At 59.3% G+C, this 17,715-nt stretch carries 13 protein-coding genes and 1 pseudogene; 5 read left to right on the top strand and 9 right to left on the bottom strand.

From position 1 onward, the window contains the following. Positions 1 to 2 precede the first annotated feature (2 nt). From ssuD to MEB48_RS27380, 5 genes are all read right to left on the bottom strand, one after another. Complete coding sequence (ssuD, locus tag MEB48_RS27400) at positions 3 to 1,151, bottom strand: FMNH2-dependent alkanesulfonate monooxygenase (protein WP_123426273.1); 1,149 nt, start codon at positions 1,149 to 1,151, stop codon at positions 3 to 5. Between the two features lie 25 nt (positions 1,152 to 1,176). Then, positions 1,177 to 2,142, bottom strand: coding sequence for a sulfonate ABC transporter substrate-binding protein (locus MEB48_RS27395; RefSeq protein WP_237886873.1), 966 nt, complete (start codon positions 2,140 to 2,142; stop codon positions 1,177 to 1,179). Positions 2,143 to 2,244: 102 nt separating this feature from the next. Next, positions 2,245 to 2,838: an NADPH-dependent FMN reductase gene (ssuE, locus tag MEB48_RS27390; protein WP_237886872.1), complete on the bottom strand. Its 594-nt coding sequence runs from the start codon at positions 2,836 to 2,838 to the stop codon at positions 2,245 to 2,247. A 354-nt stretch (positions 2,839 to 3,192) separates the two neighbouring features. Then, positions 3,193 to 3,831, bottom strand: a complete 639-nt coding sequence (locus tag MEB48_RS27385; protein WP_237886871.1) for a peroxiredoxin — start codon at positions 3,829 to 3,831, stop codon at positions 3,193 to 3,195. 282 nt (positions 3,832 to 4,113) lie between these two features. Continuing rightward, positions 4,114 to 5,439, bottom strand: a complete 1,326-nt coding sequence (locus MEB48_RS27380; RefSeq protein ID WP_237886870.1) for an OprD family porin — start codon at positions 5,437 to 5,439, stop codon at positions 4,114 to 4,116. 293 nt (positions 5,440 to 5,732) lie between these two features. On the opposite strand from MEB48_RS27380, the pseudogene MEB48_RS27375 reads away from it, so the two are divergent. Next, positions 5,733 to 5,954 (top strand): annotated as a pseudogene (locus MEB48_RS27375) (glycine betaine ABC transporter substrate-binding protein); the annotation flags it as partial. A 159-nt stretch (positions 5,955 to 6,113) separates the two neighbouring features. Here MEB48_RS27375 and argA read toward each other — a convergent pair. After that, a complete protein-coding gene (argA, locus tag MEB48_RS27370; RefSeq protein WP_123500376.1) occupies positions 6,114 to 7,412 on the bottom strand; it encodes an amino-acid N-acetyltransferase in 1,299 nt (432 codons plus the stop codon). Positions 7,413 to 7,676: 264 nt separating this feature from the next. Next, positions 7,677 to 8,846: an acetylornithine deacetylase gene (gene argE, locus MEB48_RS27365; protein ID WP_237886869.1), complete on the bottom strand. Its 1,170-nt coding sequence runs from the start codon at positions 8,844 to 8,846 to the stop codon at positions 7,677 to 7,679. A 295-nt stretch (positions 8,847 to 9,141) separates the two neighbouring features. Between argE and MEB48_RS27360 the strand changes: the two genes are divergently transcribed. After that, positions 9,142 to 10,509: a CYTH domain-containing protein gene (locus tag MEB48_RS27360; RefSeq protein WP_237886868.1), complete on the top strand. Its 1,368-nt coding sequence runs from the start codon at positions 9,142 to 9,144 to the stop codon at positions 10,507 to 10,509. A 122-nt stretch (positions 10,510 to 10,631) separates the two neighbouring features. Here MEB48_RS27360 and MEB48_RS27355 read toward each other — a convergent pair whose 3' ends face one another. Continuing rightward, complete coding sequence (locus MEB48_RS27355) at positions 10,632 to 11,105, bottom strand: Lrp/AsnC family transcriptional regulator (RefSeq protein WP_008012567.1); 474 nt, start codon at positions 11,103 to 11,105, stop codon at positions 10,632 to 10,634. A 126-nt stretch (positions 11,106 to 11,231) separates the two neighbouring features. On the opposite strand from MEB48_RS27355, the gene MEB48_RS27350 reads away from it, so the two are divergent. The 3 genes from MEB48_RS27350 (at position 11,232) to MEB48_RS27340 (ending at position 13,989) form a co-directional block, all read left to right on the top strand. Then, positions 11,232 to 11,570, top strand: a complete 339-nt coding sequence (locus tag MEB48_RS27350) for a hypothetical protein (RefSeq protein ID WP_237886867.1) — start codon at positions 11,232 to 11,234, stop codon at positions 11,568 to 11,570. Positions 11,571 to 11,660: 90 nt separating this feature from the next. Beyond that, entirely contained in the window at positions 11,661 to 13,445 is a 1,785-nt protein-coding gene (locus MEB48_RS27345) for a GspE/PulE family protein (RefSeq protein WP_237886866.1), read from the top strand. Positions 13,446 to 13,668: 223 nt separating this feature from the next. Continuing rightward, complete coding sequence (locus MEB48_RS27340) at positions 13,669 to 13,989, top strand: DUF2388 domain-containing protein (protein ID WP_237886865.1); 321 nt, start codon at positions 13,669 to 13,671, stop codon at positions 13,987 to 13,989. Between the two features lie 182 nt (positions 13,990 to 14,171). On the opposite strand, the gene gcvP is transcribed toward MEB48_RS27340, so the two are convergent. Continuing rightward, positions 14,172 to 17,045, bottom strand: a complete 2,874-nt coding sequence (gene gcvP / locus MEB48_RS27335; RefSeq protein ID WP_237886864.1) for an aminomethyl-transferring glycine dehydrogenase — start codon at positions 17,043 to 17,045, stop codon at positions 14,172 to 14,174. Positions 17,046 to 17,715: the final 670 nt, after the last annotated feature.

Raw genomic sequence — 17,715 nt, 5'->3', positions numbered from 1 at the left:
CCTCAGCTCTGGGACGCGGCTTTGGGAAGAATGTCGTTAGCCACCATCTCGCCGAACGGGCTGACGTAACCGGCGCTTTTCGGCAGCTCCGGGCGCTCGATATCGAGGTGTGGGAATAGCAACTCGGCCACCCGGTAGGACTCTTCCAGGTGTGGATAACCGGAGAAGATGAACGTGTCGATGCCCAGGTCCGCGTATTCTTTCACCCGAGCCGCGACGGTCGGGCCATCACCTACCAGCGCCGTACCCGCCCCGCCGCGCACCAGACCAACGCCGGCCCAAAGATTGGGGCTGACTTCCAGGTTGTCGCGGCTACCGCCGTGCAACGCAGCCATGCGTTGTTGGCCGACCGAATCGAAACGCGCCAGAGACGCCTGGGCACGGGCGATGGTTTCGTCGTCCAGATGCGAGATCAGCCGATCCGCCGCTTGCCACGCCTCGGCATTGGTTTCACGAACGATCACATGCAAGCGAATACCGAAGCGCACGGTGCGACCGAGCTTCGCGGCTTTGGCGCGTACCTGCTCGATCTTTTCTGCCACGGCGGCCGGTGGCTCACCCCAGGTCAGGACCATTTCGACCTGTTCTGCCGCGAGGTCTTGCGCGGCTTCCGAAGAACCGCCGAAATACAGTGGTGGACGCGGTTGCTGGATCGGCGGATAGAGCAATTTGGCGCCCTTCACGCTGATGTGCTGACCGTCGTAGTCGACGGTTTCGCCTTCCAGCACCCGGCGCCAGATGCGGGTGAATTCCACCGAGGCCTGATAGCGCTCTTCGTGACTGAGGAACAAACCGTCGCCGGCCAGTTCTTCCGGATCGCCACCGGTGACCAGGTTGAACAGTGCCCGACCGCCAGACAAGCGATCCAGTGTCGCGGCCTGACGCGCCGCCACCGTCGGGGAAATGATCCCGGGGCGCAGGGCGACAAGGAATTTCAAACGCTGGGTCACCGGGATCAGCGATGCGGCCACCAGCCACGAATCTTCGCAGGAGCGACCGGTGGGAATCAGCACCCCGCCAAAGCCCAGACGATCCGCCGCTTGCGCAACCTGTTGCAGATAACCGTGGTCGACGGCGCGAGCGCCTTCGGCGGTGCCAAGGTAATGGCCGTCGCCGTGGGTAGGCAGGAACCAGAAGATATTAAGGCTCATGGAGTCGTCTCCTTGGGAAGTCGAATTACGGCGCTTTGGCCACAGCGGCGGAGGGTGTCCAGATCACGTCTTTGATGCTCAAGGGCTTGGGAATCAGCTTGAGCTGGTAGAAGCTGTCGGCGATTTTTTGCTGGGCAGCGACTACTTCCGGCGTGAGGAACAGCGCGCCGTAGCCCTGGCGTTTCACCGAGGTCAGGGTGATGTCCGCTGGCAGGCCGAGCAGTGGCGAAACTTGCTGGGTCACGTCCTCGGGATTGGCCTTGGACCAATCGCCAACCGCGCGTACTTCTTCCACCAGCGCCTTGATCACTTCAGGATTTTTCTGCGCGTAAGGTTTGGTCGCCAGGTAGAACTGGTGGTTGTCGACGAGGCCTTTGCCATCGCGCAGAGTGCGTGCTTGCAGTTGCTGTTCGGCGGCGGCCTGGTACGGGTCCCAGATCACCCAGGCATCGACACTGCCACGCTCGAACGCGGCGCGGGCATCGGCGGGCGGCAGGAACACGGTCTGGATGTCGGTGTATTTGAGGCCGGCATCTTCAAGCGCACGCACCAACAGGTAGTGCACGTTGGAGCCTTTGTTGAGCACGACTTTCTTGCCCTTTAGCTCCTGCACCGATTGGATCGGCGAACCCTTCGGCACCAGGATCGCTTCGCTGTGGGGCGCCGGTGGTTCGTAGGCGACGTAGAGCAGATCGGCGCCGGCCGCTTGGGCGAACACCGGCGGTATTTCGCCGGTAACGCCAAAGTCGATGGAGCCGACGTTCAGGCCTTCGAGCAGTTGCGGGCCGCCGGGAAACTCAGTCCATTGCACGTCCACGCCTTGGGCGGCGAGGCGTTTTTCCAGCGTGCCTTTGGCTTTGAGCAGCACCAGGGTGCCGTATTTTTGATAGCCGATTCGTAACGTCTCGGCTTGAGCTTGAGTAATGGCGCCGAAGGACACAGCCGCAGCAAACAGAGCGACCAGACCACGACGCAAAATGACAGGGCGCATGGCGCTCTCCTTTTTGCAGTTGGGTTTTGGCTGCACCTGCTTGGCCGTTAGCGGCTGAGTAAGGTGGAGTACATCAAATTCAGGTGTGGCTTAAGTGCTGACTTAAATACTCCAGCGAGCACTCAACAATCGTTCATTCAACAGATTCGGATCGAGCGGCTTGGGCCGTCGGGCCATGGCGCTGAAAAACTGCTCCAGCGCTTCAAACAATCGTTGAGTAAGCTCCGGTGCCAACTGCGCCTGGGCACTGCCCTCGCCATAAGCGATCTGGCTGTCCACTGCGAAAATCCCTTGCAGCATTTCCTGGGCTTTCAACGCCGACAGCACCGGTTTGAGCGCGTAATCCACCGCCAGCATGTGGGCGATGCTGCCGCCGGTAGCCATCGGCAGAACCACCTTATGGCTCAGCGCGCGTTCGGGCAGCAGATCGAGCAGGGTTTTCAACGCGCCGGAGAACGACGCTTTGTAAACCGGTGTGGCGATCAGCAAGCCATCGGCGTTTTCAATCTGTTGCAGCAGATCGATCACTTTCGGGCTGTCGAAGCGGGCATGCAGCAAATCTTCAGCCGGAAAATCCCGCACCTGGTAACTCACCACTTCCACCCCTTGCTCTTGCAACCAGCGTTGGGAGCGCTCCAGCAAAACCCCGGAACGTGAGCGTAGGCTGGGACTGCCACCGAGTGAGACGACCAGCATTCAGACAATTCCTTGAACGGTATTGGCGATTCGCGGCTTGCGATTTCGCGTTGGTGGAGTGACCTTAACAGCTGATTTATATATCCATAAATCATATTTGTTCATTTGTTTATACTTAAAATGAATATAGAAGTTGTCTTTTTTCAGACAAAAAAACAGGCCGTCAAAACGGCCCGAAATCCCCTGCTTTGGTGGACTGATCGTTCCCACGCTCTGCGTGGGAATGCATCCATGGACGCTCCGCGTCCACTGTGACGCAGAGCGTCACGGGCGGCGCTCCCACGTAGAGGGAGCGATCGTCACGCCTGACATCGATGGCGGCCATGACGACGCCTTCGCGGGCAAGCCTCGCTCCTACCGATTCGGTTGGGGCGTCAGGCGCAGGTACGGCTTCACTGCGCGATAACCCTTGGGAAAACGTCGTTTGATTTCGTCTTCGTCCTTGAGCGACGGCACGATCACCACTTCATCACCGTCCTGCCAGTTGGCCGGGGTGGCCACCTTGTAATTGTCGGTGAGCTGCAGTGAATCGATCACCCGCAAAATTTCATTGAAGTTACGGCCGGTACTCGCCGGGTAAGTAATCGTCAGTCGAATCTTCTTGTTCGGATCGATCACGAATAGAGAACGTACGGTCAGGGTGTCGTTGGCATTCGGGTGGATCAGATCGTACAGGTCGGACACTTTACGGTCCGCATCGGCAAGGATCGGGAAATTGACGATGGCGCTCTGGGTTTCGTTGATGTCCTCGATCCATTTGTGATGCGAGTCCACCGGGTCGACCGACAGAGCAATGGCTTTGACGCCGCGCTGGGCGAATTCATCCTTGAGCCTGGCGGTGAAGCCCAACTCGGTGGTGCACACCGGCGTGAAGTCCGCCGGATGGGAAAACAACACGCCCCAACTATCGCTCAGCCATTCATGGAAACGAATGGTGCCGGCGCTGGAATCCTGTTCGAAATCGGGGGCGATATCGCCCAGTCTGAGGCTCATGGTGATGCTCCTTGTGAGTGCTTGTTTGAGCTCGACTGTGCCTGCGCTCGATATAAATTAAAAAGAATAAATATCGATTTGTTTATATCTAAAATGAATATTAAAAATCTGTTCACTGGACCTGAACGGTCATCGGGACGAACATCGACAACAAGGTTCGAGAAGGCCTTGAGTTGTTGCAAAAAGGGGAATTTCAAGGAGGGTTTACGGGGGTGAGCCCGCCTTGAAAACGCAAAAGCCCCGCCCCGGCGTGATGCCGGGCGGGGCTTTTTTTTCTACGTCTTACATGAAGTTGTAAGTGTAGTTGAAGATCAGGCGAGTCTGATCCTGATCAGCGATACCGGTACTGCTGCCACGGTAGGTGCCGTGACGCAGGGTGGTGCCGAAGCCTTTCAGAGCGCCTTGCTGGACAACGTAGTCCAGGCGCATGTCGCGTTCCCATTCGGACGAATCGCTTCCGCCAGTGGCGGATTTGATGTCGTCACCGTGGAGGTAGGCAACTGCAGCCTTCAAGCCCGGAACGCCCAAGGCGGCGAAGTCGTACGAGTATTGACCGAACGTTGTGTTCTCACCTGCGCGGACAAACTGGTGGATCATGCTATCGGTAAACAGATAGAAGCTTGAGCCACCAGCCCCTTCGTTACGACCGCTGTCATTCAAAAGGCTGCCTTGGTTCATGTAGACGAAGCCACCGTCATCGCCGACTTGTTGGTGACCCAACAGGAAGGCGTTGCCACCCAGGGTATAAGTGAACATGGCACTCCAGGTCTTGTTATCGACCTCGCCCGGGTTCTTGGCATAACCACCGTTGTTGTTGAACCGATAGCCAGCATCGCCATTGCGGCCATCCGAGCTGCTGTCGAAGTAACGCAGGTCAGTCTTGAACGATTGGCCTTCGCTGATCGGGAAAACGTGTACCGCGCCCAGGAAGTGCTGTTTGTAATAGTCTTGCAGGTTGGCGTAGTAGTACTGCAGGGTCAGGTCTTTGGTGACTTTCCAGTCCGCACCACCGTAACGGAACTGGTTACTTTCCTCAGTACCGCCGCTCACTGCCAGGCCGGTGCTGTTAGTCCCCGCACGGCCAACGGCGTGCTCCAACTGACCGGCGTTGAAGGTTACGTTGTCGATTTCCTTGGAGGTGATAGTGCCACCTTCAAAGGTTTGCGGCAGCAGTCGACCATCGTTGGCCACCAGAATTGGCAGGTTAGGCGCCAGGGCACCACCCAAGTGAGCCTCGGTTTTCGAGAAAAGCGCCTTTACGTTGCCAGACAGACGACTCCAGTTGTGTACGGCCGAACCGTCGGTGTCGCTTGGAACAAAGGAGTTGTTATCCGGGTGGTGACCTTTCCCGCCATCGAGGTGGATACCGACCAAGGCTTGGGCGTCGATACCAAAACCTACGACGCCTTGGGTGAAGCCGGACTTGTAATCGAACTTCAGGCCGGTGGCCGTTTCGCGCTGGTCGGCACCGCCTTCATGGTTATCGTTATTGAAATACAGGGTACGGGAACTGACAGACGCTTTGCTGTCTTCGATGAAACCGGCGGCGCCTGCCTGCTGCGCCAAAACCCCTACGGCCACAGCCAGGGCCAAGGTGGACTTCTTCATTGTTTCGCTCCTCTCGTTCTAATTTTTATGTTCTTTGGTCCAGGGTCTAACGCCCCGGATCCACAGATGCGCGATTAGCGCCAGACCGTGCCTGACAAGTCAATCGTAACCATGTGTGTCTACGACCAAGGTCTAACCGCAGTGATTTGGTCCCTGCAGGGTAGTGATTTTCTCATAAATCAAAAAAGAATCATTTTATTCTTTTTAATTCCATTTAGGAATATAGCTCGCTGCTAATAATCCGAACCGGGACATAATCTATCGGCTCATAAGCTAATTCCTAAATGGTATTGCGTGGCGACATCGATGGCGCGTTTGTCTGGTCGCCGGCGCTGGGGGAAGTCCGCAAGACCGGCAAGACCTTGACCGATGCCGCGCAGGTCGGCCAATGGGGCGCGCCGACCTTCGAGGTGTGGGTCGCTCGCAAGGATTACGCCGAAAAGCATCCTGAAGTGGTGGCCCGATTTGCCAGGGTCACGCTGGATTCATTCGCCGACTATGCCGCCCATAAAGCCGTATGTCAGCGCGAAATTCGTCACTGAATAACATCCCCGCCCTCCCTTGTAGGAGCGAGGCTTGCCCGCGAAGAGGCCATATCTGCCGACACAAGTGTTGAAATGTCAGGCCGCCTTCGCGGGCAAGCCTCGCTCCTACAGGGTTCGGGGTGGCGCGGGTCAGAGCGCTTTTTCGAAGATCTTCGAATTACGCTGGTAGTTGTAAAGCGACGCCCGCGCCGATGGCAGGCGTTCGACGCTGCTCGGCACGAAACCGCGCTCACGGAACCAGTGGGCCGTCCGGGTCGTCAGCACGAACAAGGTTTTCAGGCCCTGTGCCCGGGCGCGGGTTTCGATGCGTTCCAGCAGTTCATCGCCGCGACCGCCATGGCGGTACTCCGGGTTCACTGCCAGACATGCCAATTCCCCGGCATCCGAATCGGCAATCTGATACAGCGCCGCGCAGGCGATGATCATCCCTTCACGCTCGACCACGCTGAACTGCTCGATCTCACGCTCAAGCACCTCACGGGAACGCCGTACCAGAATCCCCTGCTCTTCCAGCGGGCTGATCAAGTCCAGCAAACCGCCGACGTCCTCGATGGCGGCCTCACGCACAACCTCAAATTGTTCCTGGGCCACCAGCGTACCGCCACCGTCACGAGTGAACAGTTCGGTCAGCAGCGCGCCATCTTCGGCGTAGCTGACGATATGGCTGCGCGCCACACCGCCCCGGCACGCCTCAGCAGCCGCGTCCAGCAGCTCGGCTTGATAATTGTTGCCCAGACGCTGCAAATGCGCCGGCACTTGCTGCGGGCGCAATTCGCGAACCAGACGACCATTTTCATCGATCAAGCCGAGATCGGCGCCAAACAACAGCAGCTTGTCTGCCCCGAGGTCAATGGCTGCGCGGGTAGCGACGTCTTCGCAAGCGAGATTGAAGATCTCACCGGTCGGTGAGTAACCCAATGGCGACAGCAAAACGATGGAGCGTTCGTCCAACAGGCGATTGATGCCCTTGCGGTCGACCCGACGCACTTCGCCGGTATGGTGATAGTCGACACCTTCAAGCACACCGATTGGCCGCGCAGTGACCAGATTGCCGCTGGCCACCCGCAGGCGCGAACCCTGCATCGGCGATGAAGCCATGTCCATGGACAGCCGCGCTTCGATGGCGATGCGCAGTTGGCCAACCGCATCGATCACGCACTCAAGCGTCGCCGCATCGGTGATGCGCATGCCATGGTGGTAATGCGGGGTCAGGCCGCGAGCGGCGAGGCGGGTTTCAATTTGCGGACGCGAACCGTGGACCAGCACCAGTCGCACGCCCAGGCTGTGCAGCAGCACCAGGTCGTGGACGATATTGCCGAAGTTCGGGTGCTCCACGCCGTCGCCGGGCAGCATGACGACGAAGGTGCAATCGCGGTGGGCGTTGATGTAAGGCGAAGCGTGACGAAGCCAATTGACGTATTCGGGCATGAACCTGGGCCTGTAATAAATAGCAGCCGAAAAAGTGTAAAGCAGTAAACGCACGGCGGGCTGATGGTTATCGTCGGAACAGGCTTGGCGACACGCGCGCTCTCCTCATGAATACGGGTTGGGACATCGGCAATTTATACGGTTAGTCAGCCAAAACACAGAACCTGTGGGAGCGGGCTTGCTCGCGAAGGCGGCGTATCAGACACATTAATATCAACTGACACTCCCTATTCGCGAGCAAGCCCGCTCCCACATTGGTTGCGCTCAACTGACTGGCATCGTCGTTTTGGCTGGTGCCAGGCAGTAATGTTCAATCAGTTGACGTAATAGATGCACGGTAGGCTGCAAACGTGACATTTCGAGGTATTCCCCCGGTTGGTGAGCGCAGGCGATATCACCAGGCCCCAATACCAATGTTTCACAGCCAAGTCGCTGAAGATAAGGCGCTTCTGTGCCGAATGCCACTGCTTCGGCGCGATGGCCGGTGAGCTTTTCAGCGATCCTCACCAATTCCGAGTCCTCGGCCTGCTCGAACGGCGGCACTTCGGGGAACAACGGCGCGTAATCGATCTTCACCTGATGACGTTCGGCAATCGGCTTGAGCTTCTGCAAAATCGCCGCACGCAGGGCTTTGGGGTCCATGCCCGGCAGCGGACGCAGGTCAAATTCCAGGGAACATTGCCCACAGATGCGGTTGGGGTTATCGCCACCGTGAATGCAGCCGAAATTCATCGTTGGCTGCGGCACGCTGAACTGCGTGTTACGGAATTCGCGCTGCCACGCCAGGCGCAAGCCGCGCAGTTCGCCGATGGCGTCGTGCATGGCTTCGAGGGCGCTATGGCCCAGCCGTGGGTCCGATGAATGGCCGCTCTGCCCGAGGATGTCGATGCGCTCCATCATGATGCCTTTGTGCATCCGCACCGGCTTCAGTCCGGTCGGCTCACCGATCACCGCCGCGCGACCTAATGGCCGCCCGGCTTCGGCCAGAGCGCGAGCGCCGGACATCGAGCTTTCTTCATCGCAGGTGGCGAGGATCAGCAAGGGATGCTTGAACGGTTGGTCGAGCAAGGGTTTGACGGCTTCGATGGCCAGGGCGAAAAAGCCCTTCATGTCGCAACTGCCCAAGCCGACCCAGCGACCGTCCACTTCCGTCAGTTTCAGCGGGTCGGTCTGCCACAACGCCTCGTCGTACGGCACCGTATCGCTGTGACCGGCCAGCACCAGACCGCCGGGGCCGGAACCAAAACTGGCCAGCAGATTGAATTTGCCGGGGCTGACCTGCTGGATATCGCAGGCAAAACCCAAGTCCCCGAGCCATGTTGCCAACAGGTCGATGACCGGCCGATTGGTCTGATCCAGGCGGGGTTGGGTACAGCTGACCGACGGAGCGGCGATCAGCGCAGCGAACTGATCTTTCATGGATGGCAAAGGCATCGCTGACTCCCGACTCGCGAATTGAAGTCCATCATAGAACCATCTGGCGACAGGAATAAACCGTCGCGCGTAGGGCCTATTGACGCTTGGTGACGAGCCGCGACGGAGCCCCACTTGGTGCAGGGCAAGGCGCGAGGAACGTGGTTTGGTTTTCCCCAAATAAGTTCCGAGCAACACAGCCCTGCGCCAAGTGGGGCCCGTCAACAGACCCTATCTTGGATGAGTCCTGTACACTGCACGACCTTGGCAGCCACACATTCCCCCGGCTGCGCTCCCGATCCTGGATTTTCCGGCCATGCAGAAAGAAACCGAAATCAAACTCCGCGTCAGTCGCGAAACCCTCGCCGCCCTGCGCGAGCACCCGTTACTGAAAAAACGCAACAAAAGTGGCTGGGAACGCCGTGAGTTGATGAACCAGTACTTCGACACGCCTGAGCGCGACCTGGCCCGCGCCAAGGTTGCCCTGCGCCTGCGCCGCGATGGCGAAGAAGTGATTCAGACCCTCAAGACCCGTGGCCAGAGCGTCGCCGGCCTGTCCGAGCGTCACGAATACGACTGGCCCCTGCCCAAAGCCAAACTCGACGTGAAGAAACTCGACGGTGAATGCTGGCCCGAAGAGCTGGCCGAGCTGGACAAGAAAACCCTGAAAGCCATCTTCACCACCGATTTCGTGCGCGAACGCGCGGAAATCGCTTGGGGCCGTGGCAAGACCAAAGTGGTCATCGAAGCCGCGCTGGACCTGGGCCACGTAGTGGTCGGCAAGCAGAAAGAAGAAATCTGTGAGCTGGAACTGGAACTGCGCGAAGGCGAACCGGCCGCCCTGCTGGAACTGGCCGCCGAACTGGCCGAGACCCTGGCGCTGATGCCGTGTGACATCAGCAAGGCCGAACGCGGTTATCGCCTGTTCGACGCCAACAGCTACTCGCTAAGCTTGCCGGCGCCACAGATCACCGCCGAAATGCCGCTGGATGATGCGTTCGCCGCCCTGAGCTGGCATTTGCTGAGCAGCAGCCAGCGTCTGGCCGAGCAATATCGCTTCAATGGCCATTGGCGCCTGTTGCAGGACTGGGTCGAGAACCTCGCTGAAATGCGCGCGCTGATCAGCAGCCTCGGCCAAGCCGCACCGCGTCAGTCGACTCACGATCTGCGGGTCGCGCTGGATGCCCTGCTGGAAGACTGGCGCCCGCTGGTACAAGCCGGCCTGGACGATGAAGACGTGCGCAAAGCCGCGCCGGAGCAGTTCCTCGAAGAGCTGGAAGATCCGCGCTGGGGTCTGTTCTCGCTGAATACTTCGCGCTGGTTGCTGGGCCGCACCTGGGCCGCCGATCGCAACACCCGCGGCAATCGCCAGGGTGCTGCGCAACTGGCCAACTGGCTGCCGCGCCTGCTGGGCGAAGAAGCCAACTCGCTGCAATTGCAGCGTTACCAGCAACAACCGGAAGACTTGGCCGAACAGTTGCCGCGTATCGAGCGCATTCAGGCCTGGCTGCACCATGCCCGCGGCGTGTTGGAGATCCCGGAAATGGATCGCCTGTACGGCGAGCTGAACAAACTGACGCAACTGGCCAACGAGCCGATCACCGATGAAGTCCTGGATGCGCGTAAGCAGCAGGCGATCGCGGTGTATCAGAATCGTGCGTGGAAGATGCTGCTGCGCATGTAATCTCGCGATGATGATCGTTCCCACGCTCCCGCGTGGGAATGCAGCCGGTGACGCTCCGCGTCACCTGGACGCGGAGCGTCCCTTGAGGCATTACCACGCAGAGCGTGGGAACGATCAAATCTCTACCCCCGCAACACCGGCAAACTCGTTGTGGATTTGATCTCCGACAAGGCCACGATCGAGTTGACCTCCTGAATCCCCGGCACCATCGACAGCTTCTCGAAGAAGAAGCGCTCATAAGCCTCGATGTCCGCCGTGACGATCCGCAGCAAGAAATCCACCGACCCCATCAGCACATAACATTCCAGCACTTCGGGAAATCCGCGAATCGCCTCGGTGAACTCAGTGAAGTTCGAACGTCCATGGGCGTTGAGTTTGATCTCGGCGAATATCTGCGTGTTAAGACCGATTTTCTTGCGGTCAAGCAACGTCACCTGACCGCGAATGATCCCCTCTTCCTTCATCCGCTGAATCCGCCGCCAGCACGGCGACTGTGAGAGCCCTACCTGTTCGGCGATCTGCGCGCTGGAGAGCGAAGCGTCCTCTTGCAGCAACGCGAGAATCTTGCGGTCGTAGCCATCCAGCTCGCTGTGCATAGAAAAACCTATAGTTGGCACTAAATCGAATTAGCTGATTCGATAAATGATCGATAAGCCCAATCATAGATAAGAAATGCCCGGCACCGAATGTAAAAATTCCTCCAATGACTTTGGAGCCCCACCATGCCGCATTTAGAAGCCGTGAATACCCCGCCCGCCCGCGCCGATGTCTGGAACGTCAGCAACGCCCACTGTCGCGTTCACTATCAATTACTGGCCGAGGCCGAACCGGATCTGCTGTGCCGCGCACTCAATCTGTTCGCCTTGCAGTTTCTGACGCCGCAGCAGGTCAACGTGCAGCGCATGGACGATCTGCTGTCGGTCGATATCGTCATGGACGGCCTGAGCTGGCACCGTGCCCAAGTGATCGCGGAAAAATTACGTAACCTGATCAGCGTCTACTCGGTGAACCTGCAAGCGGCTGATTCTGCGTGGGAAGAACCCGCTCAGGCAGCGGGCTGAAAAAAACCGACACGTCTTGGTCTGGTGGTGGCCCAACGGTCTACGGGTGCGCGACTATCCTTTGCGAACGGTTGTTCATAAGGAGCCCGCATGTCCGTTCAATTCGCCACTCAGGACCGCTGGCTGGACCTCAATGATTTGCTGCGTGAACTGGTCGCCCAAGGCTTTATCAGCCAGGATTCGGCCGAACACGCGCTCAACGCCCGCCGCCGTCACGCCATCAATGGTCAGCAGCACCCGCTGGAGTTCATCGCCAGCCAACACCTGGACGACCTCAGCCGTCCCGGCAAACACCTCGATCTGGAAAGCCTGACACTGTGGCTGTCTCAGCAGGCCGGTCAGCCTTACTTGCGCATCGACCCGCTGAAAATCAACGTCGCGGCCATTACGCCGTTGATGTCCTATGCCTTCGCGCAACGCCACAAGATTCTGGCAGTGTCCGTCGACCGCGATGCCGTCACTGTGGCCAGCGCCCAGCCCTTCGTCAGCAGCTGGGAAGCCGATCTGACCCACGTGTTGAAGCTGCCAATCAAGCGCGTAGTGGCCAACCCGGTGGATATCCAGCGCTTCAGCGTGGAGTTTTTCCGCCTGGCCAAATCGGTCACCGGCGCCACCAACGCCGATCAACAGACAAGTACCCTGGGCAACTTCGAACAGTTGCTCAACCTCGGCGCCAGCGACCAGGAGCCGGACGCCAACGACGCGCACATCGTCAACATCGTCGATTGGCTGTTCCAGTACGCGTTCCAGCAACGCGCCAGCGATATCCACATCGAACCCCGGCGCGAGCAAGGCACGGTGCGTTTTCGCATCGATGGCGTGCTGCACAACGTCTATCAATTCCCGCCGCAGGTGACCATGGCCATCGTCAGTCGCCTGAAAAGCCTGGGGCGGATGAACGTCGCAGAAAAGCGTAAACCCCAGGACGGTCGGGTCAAGACCAAAACCCCGGACGGCGGTGAAGTCGAGCTGCGCCTGTCGACATTACCCACTGCGTTCGGCGAAAAAATGGTCATGCGGATCTTCGACCCGGAAGTGCTGCTCAAGGACTTCGATCAGCTGGGTTTTTCCGCCGATGACCTGCGCCGCTGGCAAGACATGACCCGCCAGCCCAATGGCATCATTCTGGTGACCGGGCCGACCGGTTCAGGCAAGACCACCACGCTGTACACCACGCTGAAGAAACTGGCGACGCCGGAGGTCAACCTCTGCACCATCGAAGACCCGATCGAAATGGTCGAGCCGGCGTTCAATCAGATGCAGGTCCAGCACAACATCGACCTGACCTTTGCCGCCGGCGTGCGCGCGCTGATGCGGCAAGACCCGGACATCATCATGATTGGCGAAATCCGCGACCTCGAAACCGCCGAGATGGCGATTCAGGCCGCACTCACCGGCCACTTGGTGCTGTCGACGTTACACACCAACGACGCCCCGAGCGCCATCAGCCGCCTGCTGGAACTCGGCGTGCCACATTACCTGATCAAGGCCACGGTGCTCGGGGTCATGGCTCAGCGTCTGGTCCGAACCTTGTGTCCTCACTGCAAAGCGCCGCTGACCTTGGGCGAGGACGACTGGCAAACCCTGACCCGGCCCTGGCAAGCGCCACTGCCAGGCAACGCACAACGTGCCATCGGTTGCCTGGAATGCCGCGAAACCGGTTATCGCGGTCGTGCCGGGGTTTACGAAATCATGCAACTGACTGACGGCATCAAAGCGCTGATCAACCCCGACACCGACTTGCTGGCGGTCCGCCGTCAGGCGTTCAAGGAAGGAATGCGCAGTTTGCGCTTGTCGGGGGCGCAGAAAGTGGCGGCGGGTTTGACCACGATCGAAGAGGTGTTGCGCGTGACGCCGCAGAGTGAGCAGAAGTAGGTCATTTCAACCGCTACGCGCACTCCTTGCTTGTAGCAGTTGCGAAGCCTGTGTTCCCCGTCGGAGCTGCCGCAGGCTGCGATCCTTTGATCTTGTTTTTAAAGGAAAAATCAAAAGATCGCAGTCTGCGGCAGACTCTACGGCGAGCCGACTAACGTCACGGAACTCGATTGGGTATTTGGCAATCAAACGCCGCAGTTAAAACCCAGTGGAGTCACCTTTTATGCGTCTCAAACTTGCTGTCGCTACCTTCGCCGTGTTGTCCCTTCCAGTCGGTTCGGCGATGGCTGATGACAGCTTTTGGCGTAACGTCCTTACTTCCGGTGCCACCACCGGTACGTCCTACCTGACCTCCAAGGATCACAAGCTGGTCGTCGCCGCGCAGGACGACGCCAGCAGCTTTGTCGCCAGTGAAGGCACAATTCGCGGCCCGTATCTGGAAGCTGCGATGCAGAAAGTTCGTGCCGACAACCCTGGCCTGCAAGCCACGGACATGGAACTGGCGAACGCAATCCTGGCGAAGAATGCCATCGCTTCGAAATAAGGTTCGTTGCTGAACAAAAAAATGCCGCTCTACATGAGCGGCATTTTTTTTTGCCCGAATGCGATCCATTGTGGGAGCGGGCTTGCTCGCGAAAGCGGTATTTCAGTCGACATCGATGGTGAATGTTGAACCGCATTCGCGAGCAAGCCCGCTCCCACATTGGTTTTGTGTGTTCCGTTACTTCAGCGGTATTCATCCACCGGCACACAGGCGCAAAACAGGTTACGGTCACCATAGACATTGTCCACACGGTTCACCACCGGCCAGTACTTATGGGCCTTGGTATGAGCATCCGGCGTCACGGCTTGCGTGATGCTGTACGGCCGCTCCCAAACCCCGGTGATGTCGGCCAAGGTATGCGGAGAACGCTTCAGCGGGTTGTCCTCGGCGGGCCAATTACCGTTCTGCACCTCGGTGATTTCCGCGCGAATACTCAGCATCGCGCCGATAAAACGGTCCAGCTCCGCCTTCGATTCACTCTCGGTCGGTTCGACCATCAACGTCCCCGGCACCGGGAACGACATGGTTGGCGCATGGAAACCGTAGTCCATCAGGCGCTTGGCAACGTCCTCTTCACTGATCCCGGTCAGCGCCTTGAGCGGCCGCAAATCGAGGATGCACTCGTGGGCCACGCGCTCGTTGCGCCCGGTGTAGAGCACCGGGAACGCCCCGGACAAATGCCGCGCCAGGTAATTCGCGGCGAGAATCGCTACCTCGCTCGCGTCCGCCAGTTGCGGCCCCATCATGGCGATATACATCCAGCTGATGGGCAGAATGCTTGCACTGCCCCAAGGGGCCGCGCTCACTGCGCCGTTTTCCGGTAGCGGGCCATCGATGGGCACCACTGGGTGATTGGCGACGAATGGCGCCAGGTGCGCCCGAACGCCGATCGGGCCCATCCCCGGTCCGCCACCGCCGTGGGGAATGCAGAAGGTTTTGTGCAGGTTCATGTGCGACACGTCAGCACCGATGTCAGCCGGCCGCGCCAATCCAACCTGCGCATTAAGGTTGGCGCCATCCATGTACACCTGACCGCCATGGCTGTGGATAACTTCACAGATTTCGCTGATGCCTTCCTCGTAGACCCCGTGGGTAGAAGGATAAGTCGCCATCAGGCAGGCGAGTTTGTCCCCCGCCTCCGAGGCTTTTTCCTTCAGATCATTCAGATCGACATTACCCGCCTCGTCGCACTCGACGATCACCACCCGCATCCCGGCCATTTGCGCCGAGGCCGGGTTGGTGCCGTGGGCCGAAGACGGGATCAGGCAGATATCCCGCGCGCCCTGATGGCGGCTCTCGTGATATTTACGGATCGCCAGCAACCCGGCGTACTCGCCCTGAGCGCCCGAGTTGGGTTGCATGCAAATCGCATCGAAACCGGTGATCGCGCAGAGCCAGCGCTCAAGCTCTTCGATCATCAAGGAATAACCCACCACCTGCTCTTTCGGCACGAACGGATGCACGTTGGCGAACTGCGGCCAGGTGATGGGGATCATCTCGCTGGTGGCATTGAGTTTCATGGTGCAGGAGCCCAGCGGAATCATTGATTGATTGAGCGCCAGGTCTTTGTTTTCCAGCTGCTTGAGGTAACGCAGCATTTCGGTTTCGCTGTGATGAGCATTGAACACCGGATGACGCAAATAAGGCGTACTGCGCTGCAATCCGGCAGGGATGCCGGACACCAGCGTTTCAGCGTCCAACTCATCGACGTTGAGCCCATGATCGGCACCGAGAAACACATCGAACAGCTTCGCCACGGTGGTTTCGTCACAGGTTTCGTCGAGGCTCAGGCCTAGTTGCCCCCGGCCGAGGATGCGCAAGTTGATCTGCGCCGCCAGGGCACTTTCGATGATCGCGGTCTGAGTGCCGCCAACCTCCAGGGTCAGGGTATCGAAGAAATGTTGGTTGAGACGGGTGATGCCGTGGCGCTCCAGGCCGGCAGCGAGGATGCAAGTCAGCCGATGGACGCGCTGGGCAATCCGTTTGAGCCCTTCCGGACCGTGGTAGACCGCGTAGAAACTGGCGATATTGGCCAGTAGCACTTGGGCAGTGCAAATGTTGGAATTGGCTTTCTCCCGGCGGATATGTTGCTCGCGGGTCTGCAGGGCCATGCGCAGGGCGACGTTGCCGCGGGCATCTTTCGACACGCCGATGATCCGCCCGGGAATCGCCCGTTTGTATTCGTCGCGACTGGCAAAAAACGCCGCGTGCGGGCCGCCATAACCCATGGGCACGCCGAATCGCTGGGACGAACCGAACACCACGTCGGCGCCCAGTTCCCCCGGCGGGGTCAGCAACAACAGGCTTAGCAGATCGGTCGCCACACAGGCCAGAGCTTGCTGGGCATGCAGATGATCGATCAATGGGCGCAGATCACGCACTTCGCCATGGGTGTCGGGATATTGCAGCAGCGCGCCGAACACCTGATGCTGTTTCAAGTTATCCACAGCGTCGACGATCAGCTCGAAACCGAACCCTTCGGCCCGGGTCCGCACTACGGAAATGGTCTGCGGATGGCAATTCTCATCGACGAAAAACAGGTTACTTCTGGATTTGGCGACCCGCTTGGCCAGTGCCATGGCCTCGGCTGCCGCCGTGGCTTCATCGAGCAGCGAGGCGTTGGCCAATTCCAGGCCGGTCAGGTCGATGGTCAGTTGCTGGAAATTCAGCAACGCTTCGAGCCGACCCTGGGCGATCTCCGGTTGATAGGGGGTGTAAGCGGTGTACCAACCGGGATTTTCCAGCACATTGCGCAGGATGACGGCTGGCGTGAGGGTGCCGTGGTAACCCATGCCGATCAGGCTGGTCCAGACCTGGTTCTGCTCGGCGTAGCCCCGCAGCTTGGCGAGTGCGGCCTCTTCATCGAGCGCTGGTGGCAGGTCCAGCGCTCGGTTGAGGAGGATTCCCGGCGGCACTGTCTGCTCGATCAGCTCGACCCGACTGCCAAGACCGAGGCTGTCGAGCATCGCCTGCTGCTCGGTGGCATCGGGGCCCAGATGGCGGCGCAGGAAGGTATTGGGGTCGCGTAACTGGCTCAAGGACGGCAACTGGGACATGACGGGCTCTCTCTTGACTGGCGCTCAGCGTCGATGCAATGCGGTCAAACCAGCATAGCAGTCGCTGCCGCAGTGCCCTTGAAGAAGGCGTCATTCGACAAGGTAGATACCGTCTTGAACCGCACCGGGCAAAACGCGAGTTCCGGGTCATAGGTCTGGCCCGAATCTGTAAGAGCTGGCTTGCCAGCGAAGGCGGCCTCACGTCATGCAGCGCCGATGAAAACGCCTTCGCCGGCAAGCCGGGCTCCTACGAGGTTCGCGTCGTTCACGGCATCTGTAGGAGCTGGCTTGCCAGCGAAGGCGACCTCACGTCATGCAGCGCCGACGAAAACGCCTTCGCCGGCAAGCCGGGCTCCTACGGAGTTCGCGGCGTTCACGGCATCTGTAGGATGCTGGCTTGCCAGCGAAGGCGGCCTCACGTCATACAGCGCCAATGAAAACGCCTTCGCCGGCAAGCCGGGCTCCTACGGAGTTCGCGGCGTTCACGGCATCTGTAGGAGCTGGCTTGCCAGCGAAGACGGCCTCACGTCATGCAGCGCCGATGAAAACGCCTTCGCCGGCAAGCCGGGCTCCTACGGAGTTCGCGGCGTTCACGGCATCTGTAGGATGCTGGCTTGCCAGCGAAGGCGGCCTCACGTCATACAGCGCCAATGAAAACGCCTTCGCCGGC

The organism is Pseudomonas sp. PGPR40, from assembly GCF_022014505.1.
GTDB lineage: Bacteria > Pseudomonadota > Gammaproteobacteria > Pseudomonadales > Pseudomonadaceae > Aquipseudomonas.
Note: the sequence above shows the minus strand (reverse complement) of the source record. Positions and strands in the feature narration are given on the sequence as shown.